The organism is Candidatus Profftella armatura (Diaphorina cf. continua), from assembly GCF_016593155.1.
GTDB lineage: Bacteria > Pseudomonadota > Gammaproteobacteria > Burkholderiales > Burkholderiaceae > Profftella > Profftella armatura_A.
In genome coordinates, this window is sequence record NZ_AP023215.1 from 158,700 (window position 1) to 176,355 (window position 17,656).

At 23.1% G+C, this 17,656-nt stretch carries 13 protein-coding genes and 1 pseudogene; 6 read left to right on the forward strand and 8 right to left on the reverse strand.

The genetic code is table 11. The features are described from left to right. Nucleotides 1–10: 10 nt before the first annotated feature. The 4 genes and pseudogenes from JIC14_RS02105 to JIC14_RS00695 all read right to left on the reverse strand — a co-directional run. Nucleotides 11–4,648: pseudogene (locus JIC14_RS02105) on the reverse strand (SDR family NAD(P)-dependent oxidoreductase); the annotation flags it as partial. A gap of 15 nt (nucleotides 4,649–4,663) precedes the next feature. Continuing rightward, complete coding sequence (locus JIC14_RS00685; RefSeq protein ID WP_201329884.1) at nucleotides 4,664–5,965, reverse strand: flavin-containing monooxygenase; 1,302 nt, start codon at nucleotides 5,963–5,965, stop codon at nucleotides 4,664–4,666. Nucleotides 5,966–6,102: 137 nt separating this feature from the next. Further along, on the reverse strand, nucleotides 6,103–6,963 hold the full coding sequence (locus JIC14_RS00690) for an SAM-dependent methyltransferase (RefSeq protein ID WP_201329885.1): 861 nt from the start codon (nucleotides 6,961–6,963) through the stop codon (nucleotides 6,103–6,105). A gap of 263 nt (nucleotides 6,964–7,226) precedes the next feature. Further along, a complete protein-coding gene (locus tag JIC14_RS00695; RefSeq protein ID WP_201329886.1) occupies nucleotides 7,227–8,582 on the reverse strand; it encodes a PfaD family polyunsaturated fatty acid/polyketide biosynthesis protein in 1,356 nt (451 codons plus the stop codon). Between the two features lie 181 nt (nucleotides 8,583–8,763). Here JIC14_RS00695 and JIC14_RS00700 point away from each other — a divergent pair, with 181 nt between their 5' ends. The 6 genes from JIC14_RS00700 to JIC14_RS00725 are packed head-to-tail and all read left to right on the forward strand — an operon-like array spanning nucleotide 8,764 to nucleotide 13,531. Continuing rightward, nucleotides 8,764–9,957 carry an amino acid ABC transporter substrate-binding protein gene (locus tag JIC14_RS00700; RefSeq protein WP_201329887.1) on the forward strand — a complete coding sequence of 398 codons (1,194 nt, stop codon included), beginning with the start codon at nucleotides 8,764–8,766 and terminating at the stop codon, nucleotides 9,955–9,957. 52 nt (nucleotides 9,958–10,009) lie between these two features. Then, on the forward strand, nucleotides 10,010–10,873 hold the full coding sequence (locus tag JIC14_RS00705; protein ID WP_201329888.1) for a branched-chain amino acid ABC transporter permease: 864 nt from the start codon (nucleotides 10,010–10,012) through the stop codon (nucleotides 10,871–10,873). Then, complete coding sequence (locus JIC14_RS00710; RefSeq protein ID WP_201329889.1) at nucleotides 10,870–11,823, forward strand: branched-chain amino acid ABC transporter permease; 954 nt, start codon at nucleotides 10,870–10,872, stop codon at nucleotides 11,821–11,823. Before JIC14_RS00705 ends, JIC14_RS00710 begins: the two co-directional genes overlap by 4 nt. Next, nucleotides 11,820–12,536, forward strand: coding sequence for an ATP-binding cassette domain-containing protein (locus JIC14_RS00715; RefSeq protein ID WP_201329890.1), 717 nt, complete (start codon nucleotides 11,820–11,822; stop codon nucleotides 12,534–12,536). The genes JIC14_RS00710 and JIC14_RS00715 overlap by 4 nt, the downstream gene beginning before the upstream one ends. A gap of 7 nt (nucleotides 12,537–12,543) precedes the next feature. Continuing rightward, nucleotides 12,544–13,242 carry an ATP-binding cassette domain-containing protein gene (locus JIC14_RS00720; protein WP_201329891.1) on the forward strand — a complete coding sequence of 233 codons (699 nt, stop codon included), beginning with the start codon at nucleotides 12,544–12,546 and terminating at the stop codon, nucleotides 13,240–13,242. A gap of 46 nt (nucleotides 13,243–13,288) precedes the next feature. Further along, entirely contained in the window at nucleotides 13,289–13,531 is a 243-nt protein-coding gene (locus tag JIC14_RS00725) for a phosphopantetheine-binding protein (protein ID WP_201329892.1), read from the forward strand. Between the two features lie 32 nt (nucleotides 13,532–13,563). Here the strand turns inward: JIC14_RS00725 and JIC14_RS00730 are convergent, their stop codons facing one another. The 4 genes from JIC14_RS00730 to JIC14_RS00745 form a co-directional block, all read right to left on the reverse strand. Beyond that, the gene (locus tag JIC14_RS00730) at nucleotides 13,564–14,847 is read right to left on the reverse strand and encodes a hydroxymethylglutaryl-CoA synthase family protein (RefSeq protein WP_201329893.1); all 1,284 of its coding nucleotides are present in this window, start codon (nucleotides 14,845–14,847) and stop codon (nucleotides 13,564–13,566) included. 21 nt (nucleotides 14,848–14,868) lie between these two features. After that, entirely contained in the window at nucleotides 14,869–15,891 is a 1,023-nt protein-coding gene (locus tag JIC14_RS00735) for a hypothetical protein (protein WP_201329894.1), read from the reverse strand. A gap of 88 nt (nucleotides 15,892–15,979) precedes the next feature. Continuing rightward, nucleotides 15,980–16,735, reverse strand: a complete 756-nt coding sequence (locus JIC14_RS00740; protein WP_201329895.1) for an enoyl-CoA hydratase/isomerase — start codon at nucleotides 16,733–16,735, stop codon at nucleotides 15,980–15,982. Between the two features lie 98 nt (nucleotides 16,736–16,833). Beyond that, entirely contained in the window at nucleotides 16,834–17,502 is a 669-nt protein-coding gene (locus JIC14_RS00745) for a 4'-phosphopantetheinyl transferase family protein (RefSeq protein WP_201329896.1), read from the reverse strand. Nucleotides 17,503–17,656 lie beyond the last annotated feature (154 nt).

The window sequence follows — 17,656 nt, forward strand, 5'->3', positions numbered from 1 at the left end:
ACCAAAGTGGCCAATTAATGGAAATAGTACGACCATATCTTTGATTTCGTGAAGTTAATTTATTTCTATAATCTGAAAAAATATCTAAAAAAGAATTAGCGGCAGCGTAATCAGATTGTCCAGCGCTACCCAATGAACCAGAAATAGATGAAAATAATATAAAAAAATCTAAATTTAAAATTTTAGTAGCCTCATCTAAATAAATAGTCCCGTTAACTTTTGGTTCTAATACCTTAATAAATTCAGAACTTGATTTTTTATAAACAAAATTATCCATAAGTAATCCAGCGCAATGTATAATTCCATTAATAAAATTATATTTATGAATAATATTTTTAATAAATTCTTCTACTTCTATCTTTTTAGTAATATCTAAACAATAATATTTAATTTTAATGTTTTTTGTAGATAAATTATTGATATTTTTTCGAATCTTATCATTTAAAAACGATCTACCACATAAAACAACAACTCCTTTATTAATTTTCTGTATAATAAATTCAGTAATTAATAATCCTAGCCCCCCATTTCCTCCAGTTATTAAATATATTCCATTTTCTTTTAATGGAGAAAAAATAGCTTTTGTATAAGAAATAAAATTTAATTCTTTCCAACTAAAAACTTCACGACCAATAGAACTATAACGAATTTTATTTTTATAAACTTTACCGGTACTATTAGAATAAATTATATTAGCTATATATTCAGATGAATATAAATTTAAAGTATCATAATCCCTTAATCCAATTAATTGACTATAAAATTTAGTATTTTCACGGCTTACAGATTGTAATAACCCTGATAAACCATTTAAAAACATACTCTTTTCATTTTCAATAAATATTATCTGTAATAAAATATTCCCTTGTAATTTAGATCTTAAAATCTTTCTAATTTTTCTAAAAATTTGTAAAGAAATAGTGGTATAAATATTCTGAATAGACCCCTGTATACATAAATAAAAATATTTAGAAAATGGTATAATTTTTTTAATATCTTCTTTAATATTTTTTGGAAAATTATTATTAAAATCACATAATATAATAAAATGATGAGACCAAATAGAAAAATTAGAAAGATTTTTTATTTTATTTTTTTTGATATCTATCTTGATATCCTCACGAACCCATATAGGCTTATATACTAAAGTAGTAAAATCTTTTGCAAGATTATTAATTTTTTGTGAACGAGAAGATAATCCTCTCATACAAATACAAACCTTTCCTTGTTTATCGTAAAAATCAATATCTAATTTTTGAATATTACTATTAAATAAACTATTTTCAGAGTAACGTATCCACACCCACATTGAAGTAGATGGCTGTGATAAAAAAAGAAAAGATTCTAACGCAAATGGTAATGAAACTATATTTTTATTATTTATTATGACTTTATTTGTTTTTTTATCAAAATCTATATAACCAAAATAAACCATAAAACCAATACAAGCCTGTAATCCTGAATCAACTAAACCTGGATGAAACATAAATTTTTTAGAATATTTATAATTTTCCTTTATATTTTTTAGTAATTTTAATTTCGCTAATACTTGAGGAGGATTTTTTTTATTTTTTTGGGAAAAATAAATCTTTTCTAAACATTGGTGAGTTGGTCCATAGTTGATACCCATATCATTAAACATTTGATAACAAATATTTCCTAACAAAAAATTAGTATCTAATTGTCTTTTTGTAAAATTTTCTAATAAATTATCAATATTAATGTTATTAATATCATTAATAATAGGTATATTCTTAGTAATTGCAATTCCTTGACTATGAATAATACGTTCCTTCCTTACATTAATATTATTTTTTTCTTGTTCACTATAAATTTGATATGAAATTTGATTATCAATTTCTTGATTCATTTTCATATGTAAAATTTTTGAACAATTTTCATTAATAAAAAATGATTGAGCCCAAACAACATTTTTTAATTGAATAATAAATTGATTAGATATATTTTTAATTTTTATTTCCTTAATTGCCGAACAAACCATTTCTAAATAAATTACACCTGGTAATATTTTTTTCTTCATTATTATATGATCGGCTAGAAAAAATTCTTTTCCAGTTAATTTGGCACTAAAATAATATTTCCCTAAATTCGATATACTATTTTTTGATAAATTATGTGATTTTAAATAATAATCAATATTTCTTTTATTATTTAAATTTTCAATCCAATAACTTTGTTTAGCAAAAACATATGTAGGTAACGAAACACGATATAATTTAGATTTTTTATTAGCATAAAGTTTTGACCAGTTAATAGTTATACCTTTTATCCACAATAATGCAAGTTGTTTATAATTTTTATTATTAAAATAATTATTAATATCATTATCTGATATAAAATTTTCATTTTTAACATAAAAAATATTTTTTTCTTTTTTTATACTACCATAATAACAAGAGATAATATTTATTAATTTTTCTTTATTTTTTATTGAAAAATAAATCTGCTCCAACTTTAAATATAATTGTGAAATAGAATTTACAATTATAGCTAATCTTTCTGACATTGCTTCTCTTCCTACTTGTAATGTATATGCAATATCAACTAAATTTATTTCTTTTTTTTTCTCTAAAATTTTTTTTATAAAATAAAACATTTCAATAATTATATCATTTAATCTATCTATATTTTTTGCAGATAATATAATTAATACATCAGAATCAATTATTTTAAAATTAAATTTTTTTTCTGTATGTTTAGTATATTCCTCAATAACTATATGAGCATTAGAACCGCCCGCGCCAAAAGAACTAACTCCTGCTCGACGAGGTAATTTATGATTATTTAATATCGGAGATTTCCAAAAACAACCTTTTTGTAAAATATAAAATGGTGATTCATCTAATTCAATTATCGGATTAATATCTTCACTATGAAGACTTTTATATAAATAATTATTACGTAAAGATAATACCGTTTTAATCACGCCAGCAATTCCAGCTGAAGTTTCTGTATGACCAATATTTGATTTTATTGAACCTAATCCGCAAAACTTAATATTTGATTTAGAAAGATTATTTATTCTAAATAATTCTTCAAACGCTATTTTTAAACCATTAACTTCAATTGGATCACCTAATTTTGTGCCAGTTCCATGGCACTCAATATATCCTATACTCCTTGGATCACTTTTGGCTTTATTATGCGCTTCAATAATTAATTTTGCTTGTGATTTTGGATTAGGGGCAGTTAAAGAAGTTGACATTCCTCCATGATTTTCTGATGATCCGCAAATAACTGCTAATATATTATCATTATCTTTCTCAGCTAATCTTAAAGATTTTAAAAGTACAACACCAATCCCATCACTGCGTCCATAACCATTAGCATATTTTGAAAAAGTTTTACAACGCCCATCTTTAGAAATCATACCAATTTTATTATACATAATATGCATATCGGGTGAAATAATTAAATTTGCACCACCTGCAATTGACATTTCACATCCTTCATGTTGAATACTTAATATGGCCCGATGTAATGCAACCAAAGAACTAGAACAGGCGGTATCTATAACCTGACTAGGACCATGTATATTAAGATAAAATGATAAACGATTAGGACAAAACATGTGACCTAAACTAGTAAGATGTAACGAATCCATTTTTCTAGATTTATTAACTATATGAGCATAATCTTGTAAATTAACACCAATAAATATACCAATTTTTTTACCAGATAAAGATTTTGGCGCATATCCAGCTGATTCAATTAATTTCCAAACACATTGAATAAATAAACGATGCTGGGGATCCATAAGCTCCGCTTCTCTAGGGGACATACCAAAAAATATAGGATCAAATTTATCAATATCTGGCGCAAATCCACCATACTTTACATTTGTAAAATTTCCTTTTTGTGGGTCTCCAAATATTTTTTTCCAATCCCATCGACTTAACGGAATCTCACTAATGCAATCATTTTCATTACGCAAATTTTTTTCAAGGATTTGTAAATTTGGACTATTAGGAAATATACCCTCCATAGAAATAATAGCAATTGGCTCATAATTTATAGAATCTGATGATGTATTTATAGAATCTGATGATGTATTTATAGAATCTGATGATGCAATAATAAATTTAAATTTATTTATCCAATCCTTTATTTCGGTATTATTTTCCTGTGTTTTTTGTTTTTTTAGTTCTTGATTTACTTTTTCTTCTAATACTTGATTTCTTTTATGATTCTTTAAAAAATATGATTTAATTTTTTCTTTATAACGTTGAAATAAAATATTAATTAATTCTTCTATATTTTTTGCCTCAAAAAATACAGTAGGAGCTATTGGAAAATTTAATATATCAGAAATACATCTTATAATTTCAGTAACAATTATAGAATCTACGCCATAACGAGATATATTTTCTTGCATATTCATGCGTTCTAATGGAATTTTTAATATTTTTGAAACAATATTAGCAATTTTTTTATAAAAATATATATACAATAAATTTTTTTCTTTTTTTTCTATATTTAAAATTAATTTTTCTTTATTTTTAGTAACTAATTTTTTTGTGTTATTTTTTAAATCATTCCCTAAGTCACTTTTTGAAGAATTAATAATTTCATTTTCTAAAAATTTTTTCATTTTTATATTAATGTCCTGAAAATCACTAAAAATCATTATGTGTTCTCCTATTTATTCATCTAACATATCACGATACATTCGAGCGCATTTAATAAACTTCCAAAAATCAACTTCCCATAAATGTCTATACGAATCTATAAAATAATCTTGCCCTAAATCTGGATTATCACTTTTTTTTGCATGAATAAATTTTAAATAACCCTTACTTTTTCTAATAAAAGCTTGAATATAACTACGTATAAATTGCCCCTGTAATCTTAATCCATCACCAAGTCCAGCGGCAGCATTAACAAAACCAAAGAAAAATATATTATCTAAATTTCTTGGGGCAATATGAATAAATAAATCAGGTATCCCTAATTTCCATTCTAACTTTTTTTTACTAATAAAAGGAAAATGACGATTATAACCTGTAGCATATATAATAGTATCTACCTTTACATAAGTACCATCAACAAAATATACAATATTACCATTAAAATTTTTAATGTCACCTTTTGGTAAGATATCTCCATGACCTATATGATAAAGAATTTGTGAATTCATAATTGGATGAGCTGCATCTAAAGGATGATCTGGTTTTTCTAAACCATAATCAACCCCATCAAAACCAGCCAATTTAAAAACTTGTTTAATATAAGCCATAGTTTCTTCCTTAGAAGAAAATTTATTTCCTAATTGCAACATCCATTGGGGAGTTGGTTTTCCATCTATAAATTTAGGATAATAATGATATCCTCTTCTAGTGCTATGATAAACTCTTTCAGAGTGATGAGATGCATCTACCGCAATATCACAACCAGAATTCCCCGCACCAACAACTAATACTCTTTTATTTCTAATTTGATCTGGAGATTTATAATCCATAGAATGTAAAATTTCTCCACTAAAATAACCTGAATAATTTGGATAACGAGCAATCCGTTGCGCACCATTACAAACAGCAATAAAATCATATTTCTTTTTCTTGCCATTTGAAAGTTCTACTTGCCAAATATCCTCATATTGCTCCAAATTAATTACCTCAGTATTAAAAATAGAATGATTATAAACATCAAATTTTTTTGCATAAGATCGTAAATAATTAAGCATCATACTATGATTTGGATAAACGGGGTAATCGTCTGGCATCGGGTAATCTGGAACTTGTGTATTAAATTTTGGTGAAATAAGATGTAATGATGGATATACTCGACCACAAGAAGCTTGATTATTCCATACTCCACCTAAATCTGATTCCATTTCATATAAATCATAATCAATATTACCTTCACTTAATTCACGCCCAAGACCAATACCTAATGGCCCGCCTCCAATAATACATAACTTAACATTTTTATTTTTATCTTTCATAATTTTATATTTTATCAAAAATAGAATTTATACTAAGAACTAATATTTAAAAATAAAAATTTATACATAATATACTTCAATTCTTTATTTTTACTATAAGCTCGTTAAAAATTTAAAAATTTTATTAAATTAAATTTTTATCTTTTTTTTGCTGTAACAATAATATAACCAAGATTTTTACTCATATATTTAAATAAATAAATCCAATTATCTATGGATTTTTCTGGATTAGGTATAAATTTATAAATTTTTTCTTTGTATGTTGAAATAGCTTCAGTTAATTTTAAAACTAATAAGGGCATTACATTAGAAGTAATATCATCAATTTTTATTAACTCAAATCCAGATTTATGAAGTAAATCTGGGTAATTTTCTACTGAAATAAAATGAGAATGAATATTCTTTCGAACATATTCTTTAAATTTATCATCATTTTTACTAACCGATAATAAAGGTAAATCAGTTAAGGTTAAAATAGATCCAGATTTTAATACTCTTCTCGCCTCATTTAATGCGGCGCTATGATTCATATGAAAAATTGACTCAAAAAACCATCCTCCATCAAAACTGTCATTATCAAATGGTAAAGCTAATGCATCACCATGCAAAAAATTAACCTTATTTAATAATTTCTCTGATTTTGCAATTTTCATTGCGCTTTCTTGTTGAAACTTACTAATAGTAATGCCATCAACACGACATCCCTTAGTTTTAGCTAAGCGAATTCCAGATAATCCAAACCCACAACCAATATCAATAAAACGTTGTCCTTTAGTAATACAAGTTTTATCAATCATTATTCTTGAAAGTCTATCTGATCCTTGAGCAAAATTATCTGTAGAATTACTCTCATCCCAATAACCCCAATGCATATGTCCACCAAATAAAACTGATCCTATTTGCCCTTCCGGGGAATCATAAAGTGTAGCTACTGTTTTTTCTTCTTGAATATCTTTATTTTCTTTATTTTCTTGAGTATCTTTTGTTATTTTAGTCATTTTTAATATCCTTAAAAAATTAGCATTTCTTTAAAAAAATTATTTTTTTCAATCAATAAATAAATTTTTATTGATTGACAAAAAATACCATCTTAAAAATCTTAAAAATACCGCTTAAAAGTAATTTATATTATAAGATATAATTTATTAATAATATAACTTAACTTAATTTTTTTATAGGAAATTAAAAATTAAAATTATAAAAATTATTTACAATTTTAAATTTTAATAATTAATTCCTATTAATTAATTCCTATTAATAATTAATGATTAGGAAAAAAAACTTGAAACTTTTTATTAAGATATTCAGAACATGCCTGCATTAAATCTTCTGAAATTTTATTAACATAACGATTACGCCAATTCTCTAAAGAAGTTTTTTTAATCCATTGATTATAAGCACCCATAGCCGGACCAGTATGAATCTGATAATTTATTTTATCATCTTCACCTTTAAGAGCAATGCGCATAGTATAAATAAAATACCAACGAAAAATTAATGCCATTTTTACTTTAGGAAATTTTTCTGCTTTTTCAATTTCTTCTGGTAATTCTTTTAAATAATATGATTTTGTTTCTTGATACACCTCATCAAAACTTCTTTTAAAATAACGATCCTGTATTTCTTTTTGTATTATTAATGGAATTTTATCAAGAGAAGAATAAGTACGCCAAATATCATATAGTTTATTAGCCCTCATTGGAAATAAAACTCCACGTTTTAATACTTGTATTTTTGATCCCAATTCAAACATATCCCCAGCGGGGGCGTATGCCGTATCTTGTATATTAATATCCTGAAGCATATCTTTAACAATATTACTAGTCCCAGCCTCAACTGTACATTGATTAATAGAACCAGTAACAATAAAATCTGCTCCCAATAAAAAAGCACAAGCTGCAGATTCTGGTGTACCAATCCCACCTCCACTACCAATTCTTACGAAATTATAAAAATTATATTTTTCTTGTATTTTATCACGTAAACGTATAATAGTAGGCAATAAAACTGATGTTACACCCATATCAGTATGACCAGCAGAATCAGCTTCAACACATATATCAGAAGCTAATGGTATTTTTTGTGATAAATCAGCTTCTTTTTGAGAGATATGAGCATTTGATAATAACTTATTTACTATCTCCAACGGAGCTGGATTTAAAAATAATAACGCTATTTCTGGTCTTGAAATTTTTGCTATAATACGATTATTTGATATAATTTTATTATTATCAACATTTAAACCTTTCAAACGAAATTTAACTAAAGATGGTGTAATTTGAACAAAAGCAGATGCTTCTATGTTATGCACATCATAGCTTAATAAAAGATTAACTAAATCCATTTCATATTTTAAATTAGATAAATTAGCTAATACATTTATTCCATAAGATTCATTATTCGTTAATATAGACTTAATCTTTTTTAAAGCATCTTCAATTTCTAATAATGACATACCCCCTGTGCCATAAAAGGATAAATAACCAAATTTACTCATACTAGTAACAAGTTTTACCGAAGAAATTCCTTTTGCCATTGCGCCAGCTACATAACTAAAACGTACATTATAATCTTTTTTAAATTGTACGGAACCTAAATTTTCTGGAGTTATAATCATAAAATTAATATTATTTAAATATAAAAATAAAAACTTTGAAACCAATATATCTACTTATTAGTATTAATGTGATATTATATTACTAATTTATTTTTAAAAAAGATTTAAAAAAATTATTTAAAAATATAAAAATATAATATTTAATTAAAAAATTTCACTAAAATTCTAAAACCTAAATACAATGACACTTATGCGTTATCATTATATTCCAAAAATTAATATAATATTTCATATATTATTTTTTCTTTTTTTTTTTATAATAATTTTTCCTGGAAAAATTACTTATAGTAAAGAAATAAAAATTGGAACATCAATACCATTAACTGGACAATTTTCTGATATTGGTAAATACTATCATGATGCCTATCAATTAACTGTTGATAAAATTAATGCCAATGGAGGCGTAAAAATTAATAATTCATTTAAAAAATTATCCCTTAAATTATACGATAATCAATCGGATATCGGTATTAATAGGAATCAATATACCAAACTCATCACAAAAGACAAGGTTAATTTTTTATTAGGACCTTTTTTAAATAATTTTATACTAAATAATTCCTTGATTTCCGAAAAATATAAAACTCTTATGATGCAAAGTTGCGGAGTTTCAGATCAAATTTTATCAAAAAATTTTAAATATATTTTTGGTTTATTAATACCAGCTAAAAATTATTTTGAAAATACTATAAAAATTTTAAAAAAAATGAAAATAAAAAATAAAAACATTGTATTTCTTTATGCAAATGATGCATTTAATACTGCTATTGCAAATGGGGCATCTTTAATACTTAAAAAAGCTCATTTAAATAAAATTATAAATAAAACTTATTCATTAAATACTATTGATTTTACTTCATTAATATCACAAATAAAAAACATAAATACAAAAATAATACTTTTTGCTGGATACGAGGAAAACATTATTAATTTTATACGACAAATTAAAATTTTTAAAATAAAATCTACATTTTTTTCATTTACCTCTGATTTATTAAATAAAAATATTAAAAATTTACTAAAAAATGAAGATAATTATACTTATGGTATAACTCCTTGGTTACCTAATTTTAATTTAAAAGATCGTTGGTTTAATAATGCTCAAAATTTTTCAAATGAATATAAAAAGAAATTTGGATATTATCCTGATTATCATTCAGTTTTTGCTGTAATTGATATTGAATCGTTAGTATATGCAATAGAAAAAGCAAATGATATTAATCAATTAAAAGTAAAAAAACAACTAAAAAAAATAAATTTTAATAATGTATATGGTAAAATTACTTTTAATCAAAATAATAAAATGATAATATCACAAAAAGTTATTAAAATTCAAAATAATAAATTAATTCCAGTTCATGCTAAATTAAATTAATTTTTATAATATTAAAGTTTTATTTTAAAAATTTTTAAAATCTAAAAAAATAATGAATTTATTCATACAAATTTTTATTAATGGTATCTTACAAGGGGGATTTTATATTATAATAGCACTAGGATTAACCCTAACTTGGGGAATACTTAATATTCCTAATCTTACCCATGGGACATTTATTATATTAGGCGGTTATATAACATGGTATTTATATAATAAATTTCATATTGATCCATTATTAAATTTACCAATTGTAGTATCAGTAATGTTTATATTAGGTTATGTGCTACAACGTGGATTAATTAATTTAGTTATAAAAGCTCCAAAATTCAATACCCTTTTACTTACTTTTGGATTAAATATTCTGATAACAAACATAATACAATTAATATTTTCAACAAAATCTCATATTATTAATCCAATTTATGCAAATAAAAGCATAATATTTGGACATTTTTTATTTCCTGAAATTAAATTGATAGCATTTTTTATGGGAATTTTTTTAGCAATAGGTATGTGGTTTTTTTTATTACATACTAAATTAGGATGTTCAATTCGAGCAACCCCTCAAAACCTAATAATTGCACGTTTTTGTGGAATAAATCCAAGACATTTATATGCAATAACCTTTGCTATTAGTACCGGTATTTCTGGAATTGCTGGAGCATTTTATGGAATGATATTTCAAATTAACCCATATATTGGCCCTATGCTTACAACCAAATCATTTATAATTTCTAGTATTGGAGGATTAAATAATCCGATTAATATAATTTTTGGAGCAATATTATTAGGTATTGTAGAATCTTTAACTACATTATACATTGGACCAACTTTTACTGATTTGTTTAGTTTTGGTATTTTAGTTTTAATACTTTCTTTTCGTCCAAATGGATTAATGGGAAAAGCTACATGAAAAATTTAAAATTATTTCAATACTCTATTTATATATTAATATTAATATTATTATTTTTTTTACCTTCATACGCTCCGGATGTATTAATGCAATTTAGTATTAATGTATTATTATTATCTGTACTAGCGCAAAGCTGGAATCTTATTGGAGGTTACACTAATTATGTTTCTTTTGGTAATTCAGTATTTTATGGACTTGGTAATTATTGTACGGCAATAGCAATAAAAAAATGTAATTTTTCTTTTGGTATTAGTTTAATATTTAGCATATTATTAGTCATATTTTTTGCAATATTAATCGGAGGATTTATTTTTCGCTTAAAAGGACATTACTTTGCAGTTACAACTTTAGCACTTTCTCAAGTAACAATGTCAATTGTATCTAATATAAAATTAACTGGAAAAAATATTGGATTAATAATTCCCGTATTTAATAATGATACTTTTTTTTATGAAATATCTTTATTATTATTAATTATTATAACATTAAATATTTATTTATTAACTAAAAGTAAATTTATATTAGGATTAATGGCAATTCGTGAAAACGAAGAAAATGCAGTAGCATTAGGTATTAATACTACTTTTTATAAAATATTAATGCTAATATTTTCAGGTACATTTACCGCATTAGCGGGAAGTATTTATGCCTATTGGGTTTCTTTTGTTAACCCAAGTGCTTTCGACACAAGTCTTAATGTAAGAATGATTCTTATAACAGTTTTAGGTGGTTTAGGAACAACAATTGGTCCAATTATAGGTACATTTTTATTTTTATTTTTATCGGAAATTATGGTTAATAATCTAACCGGTATTGCTAATATATTTTTAGGGTTTACAATTATAATTTTAATAATAATTATACCTAATGGTTTTATAGAAATTTTAATTAATCCTCATAAAATTAATAAAAATTATTTCATTAAAAACATTCAAAAAAATAAATTATGACATCTATTTTAAAAGTCTTTAATATTACTAAATACTGTAACAATTTTTTAATAATTAATAATATAAATTTTTCATTAAAAAAAGGTGAAATATTAGGAGTAACTGGAAATAATGAATCCGGTAAAACAATACTTACACGCATAATTAGTGGTTTTTTAAGACAAGATAAAGGAAATATTTTTTTACAAAAAAAATTAATTAATTCTTTTTTACCTTTTAAACGAGTTCGCATAGGTATTATTCATATATTTCAAAATACAAATTTATTTACCAATTTATCTGTTTTAGATAATGTAACAATTAGTATATTATTTGGATCAAATCATAATATGAACCTCATTTATTCACGTGAAAAAGCATTTGAATATTTAAAATTTGTAGGTCTTCAAAAATTTTCTAATTCCAGTATTAATAAATTAACTCAATTTAATAAAAAAAAATTAAAATTAGCGAAAGCTTTTGGAGTAGAACCAAAAATAATTTTATTAGATGAAATAATGTCTGGTTTAAATAAAATTGAAATTTTAAAATTAGCTAAAATAATTGAAAAAATTCGTAATTTAGATATTAGTATTTTATTTGTTGATAAAAATTTTAATGCTATTAAAATTTTAGTAGATCGCTTATTAGTTTTATATCGCGGTAAGAAAATAGCAGATGATTTTCCAAAAACAATATTATCTGATAAAATTTTACTAAATAAAATGATTTAGAAAAATTATGAAAGATAAAAATAAAAAATATCCAATTTTAGAAATTAAAAATTTATATTTAAAATATAACAATAAATTAATTTTAAATAAAATTAATTTAAAAATTTTTTACGGAGAAATAGTAACTTTAATTGGAGAAAAAAATTCCGGAAAAACTACCTTGGCTCATGCATTATATAATATGTTACCATATACTGGTAATATTACTTTTAATAAAAATAAAATATATAAATTAACATATGATAAAATTTTTAAATTGGGATTAGCATATGTTATGCAAAAAAATAAATTATTTAACCAAATAACAGTGGAAGAAAACTTACTAATAGGGGCTTATTTAAGAACTGATAAACTTTTAATTATAAAAGATTTAAATAAAATATATTCAATATTTCCTCAATTATTTGAAAGGCGCATGCAATTAGCTATCAATTTATCCAATGGAGAAAAAAAAATATGCTCAATAGCACGCGCATTAATGGCTTCACCAAAATTTATAATTATTGATGAAATTAGTTTAGGAATTACAAGTAAAATAATAAAAAAAATAATAAAAATATTAGTACAAATACAAAAATTTGGTACAACTATTTTTTTAATAGAAAAAAATGCACAATTAATTATACCTATTTCTAATCATATTTACATTATAAAAAATGGAAACATTATAAATCAAAAAATAACTAAAAATTATAAATATAAATAATTTATAAAAATAAAATAATCCTATAAATTTATTAACTGGAAAAAAAATGACAAAAAATGATATTTTTAATATTATTAAAAAAAATATTTTAGACACTTTACCTAAAATATCACCAAATATAATTTCATATAAAAAGAAATTAATTGATTTAGGCGCAAATTCTGTAGATAGAATTGAAATTATTATCATGTCCATGAAAGATTTAAACATAAAAATTCCATTACTTAATTTTTCTAAAGTATCTACAATTGAAGATTTAATAAATGTATTAATATCTTATGTTTTATAAATTTTATAAAATATTAAAATTATAAAATTAAATTAATTAAACCATTTATAACGCCTATAAAATCCCTTAATTTCCACTAAAAATATTCTTTTTTTATTATTTTTTTTTAATGATTTTTTTATAAATTTCCATACATTTGGTAAAATATTAACATCTAAAACCACATCCCTGGTACCAAATTTAACAGCATTTTTATCTTTTATTAATACCTCATATTCCTCTATATTTAATTGATAACGAGAATCTAAATATTTTTTAATTTTTAATAACTTAATTTTTTCTTGACTAATAGATGTTGCAACACCACTATAAAATTCCGAACTACAACCAGATCCATATGAAAATAATCCAATTCTTTTAGGAAAGTTAAAATCTCCATTTTCAATAATACTAATTAAAGAAACCATAATAGTCCCCCCCATAATATTACCAACTTTTTGACAAAATATTAAACCTAACTTTACACGTTTCTGAAAATCTTTTTCAATATCAATTTTATTAATATTAGAACTATGTTGACGCATCATATAACGATGAGCACCATTAACCATACCTCCGAACGGGGTATGAAAACTTAAATAATCAAAAGAAGTTTTATAATTAATATTAGGTACACGTTTTTTATACTCTTGAAAACTTTGAGTACAACAATCTAAATATGATAACAAAGATAGATCTGCATTTCCAGCTTCACTATCTGGTATTGGACGACATGTATCCATTACTTCAAAACTATAATACCCATTAGAACCAATATCAAATTGAAATATTTCAGGTTTATCACTGATTAGCATAGCTACAGCTCCTGCTCCTCCACTTGGCTCAAAAAAAGCCCACTCCATTGTTAATTCATTTTTATCCTCTGTAACTAAAAAACGAGAAATATCGGTAGCAATAACCAATGCTTTAGCACCCGGAGATACTTTAGACAAAATAAAATTAATTGCCATTTGTAAACCAGCTGTACAAGAATAACAAGCTTGTTTTAATTCAAATAAACGACAATTACGATTTAAGCCTAAATAATAATGAATATATGTGCTCATTGATTTTCCAAAATCAATTCCTGATTCCGAGCACGTAATAATTAATTCAATACGATTTTTATCAATATTAGATAAATTATCAATTAATGGTGCCGCGGCATTAATAGCAAAACTAACTGGATCTTCATACGGTAAAGCAACAGATTTTTGTTGCATAAGTAGATTTTCAAAACGCAAAGTATCTAGTTTTCTATATTCAGCTAATTCCATAACATCAATAAATACACTTCCTCCATACAAATTAATTGCCTCAATTCCAACTTTTATCATATTTATTCTCTCATATAATTTTTATAATGGTATTTTATTGTTGCTTGAAATTTGACTAAAATCAACAGATTCCTCATAAAATTGAATTTTATTTTCTAAAAAATTTAATAAAAAATTATTAAAAGGTTTTCCATGTAATTTATTTTTTAACTTTATTTTAACATCATATATTGGGAGCATGCGAATAACATAAATTTCTCTTGCTTGTTGTGTATTTTTCCAATATTCTGCAAAATGAAAATTTTTATTGTTAAATAATAAAACTTTACCTTTTGTTTCAATAGTTTCAATAAAATCATTAATATATTGTGTTTTAACTAAAGAAATCATATTTTTATATATACTCATTAACTCTTGATGCATTTTACTTTTAATAAACGCATTAATTTGAGAATAACTAATTAAATTAGGATTAATATAATTATTTTTATCTAAATAGAGTAAATTTTTTGAAAAATATTTATATAATAATTTTAATAATATATTTCCAGGAATTTTTAGTATTTTTTCTGGTAAAACTTTAAGTCTTCCCCCATTAATATAATTTAAATCAATCAAAGGAATATATATACTTAAATCATTCTCAGTTTCATAGAAATGATGAAAATTCGGTAAATCACTATGTATTCCAGCTGCTGAAGATAAATGATTACTATGTAAATACATATCATATGAAACAAGCATATAATGAGTTTTAAAAAAACGAAAAAAACCTTTTTCCAATAATTCTTTTAATATTTTTTTAATAAAAATTTGCTCGCAATAAACAGCTTTATTATAAGATTTATTATAAAAATTTTTAACCAATATTTTTCCAAATTTTGGAAATACTTTTAAAAAAAAATTTAAAAATTTTTTTTGCATCATATATCCCAAATGCTCATTATAAGCAAAAAATTTTGGAAAATCATTATGACCTATTTTTTTACTTAAATAATATTCTCGAATCTCATTAACTAAATTGTCACTTAAAGAAATATTAGTTTCAATAAAGCCATTAGTATAATATTCCATAAAATATTTTTCTTTAAGAATTTTAAACACTATAAAACCCCTTGTAGTTAAATTATTTTTAATGAATATTTATTTTTTAATAAATTTCCTAAAGATTACTAATTATTTTAAAAAATACTTATTCCCATGGAAAATAACCAGTATTTATATAATAAGAAATTTTTTCTAAATTTTTAGAATTAGAAAATAATTTATGATTAGTAGAAACTGCATTATCTTTTGAATGTAATAAAATATTATTTAATTTATTTATATATTTTTTATAATTTTTAATACTATTTTTTGATAAATATTTAAGACGTAAAAGATGTTTATGTAATAATAAATCATTATTATTTGAAACGGCATCAACTAAATTCCATTCTAATGCTTGTTTTGCTGTAATTGGTTTAGTCATTAAAGTCATATAATTTGATCTTTGAAAACCTATACGTCTAATTAAAAATGGCAAAACACAAGCTGGAAATAAATTAAATAATAATTCAGACAAGCTAAATTGAGCATTAGGATTAGCCAAAACTATATCGCAAGCCGCAATAAAGCCAATTCCTCCAGCATTTACTTTACCGCTACATACATTAGATAGACTAATAAAAGGTCCACATGATAACATATACCATAATTCATATAATTTTTTTGATTCTATTGGATGATTTTTTTTTATTATTTCATCAAAATCAGCCCCCAAACAAAATACTTTTGGTAATCCTTCTAAAACAACAATATGAAAAGGATTAGAGTAGTCATTTTTTTTTAAAATATGAAGACATTCATCAATCATGTCATGATTAATCATATTATTATTTTTTTTATTACAAAATCGTATAAAACAAATAGATTTCTTTATATTTACTTCAATAGTTTTGTAATTCATATTCAATATTTGTATAATTTTTTATATAAAAAATTAAATTATCTAATACAAATTTTAATAAAAATATACTCTATTTTTAAATAGAATTTGATAATAAATTAATTATAAATTTTAGCCGTTGTTATTAAATAGTTATAACTTACCCCGGCAAAAATATCAACATTTGGTTTTTTATTTTTAATAATAAACTTAATTTTTTTATTTTCATAAAAAATTTTAATATCTTTCATATCTATAAAACTATTTATCTCACTAGACATGGCTTTAATAATAGATTCTTTAATACTAAATAATATTGCTAATGAATCAAAATTCAAACTAAATTCATTCATTATATCTATTTCATCTTTATCAATCACAAACATTGATTCTAAATCTTTTAATCTATTACTATATTTTGGAAAATAAATAATATCAATACCAATATTTGTTAAAGAAGGTATTTTTTTCATTATTACTACGGCGCATAATTTATTGTCATGACTAATGCTGCCATTTATTTTATCTGGCCATATTGGATTTCTTAAATATCCAGTTAATATTTCTGTTTCTGGAAATCCAAGATATTTTAACCCCCTTCTAGACAACCAACGTCCTGTTGAAAATTCTTTTTTTCTTTTAGAAACTGCATTAATTATTAATTTCTTTTCTTTTGGTAGTATTGGATAATTATTAATTTTTGCTGTTTCTATAAATGTTTTTTTAGGAAACCATTTATATAAAATATTAGTAACATTAGTGATAATTTTATCTTCTTTAGTATTCAATTTATACTTAATATTTAATTAATAATATTTATTTAATTAATAATATTTAATAATATTCATAATATTTTTTAACATTTTTTCTTCTAAAAATTATTTTATTTAAAATTTTACATAAATATAAATTTTATATAAATTGACACATATAATAGTAAAT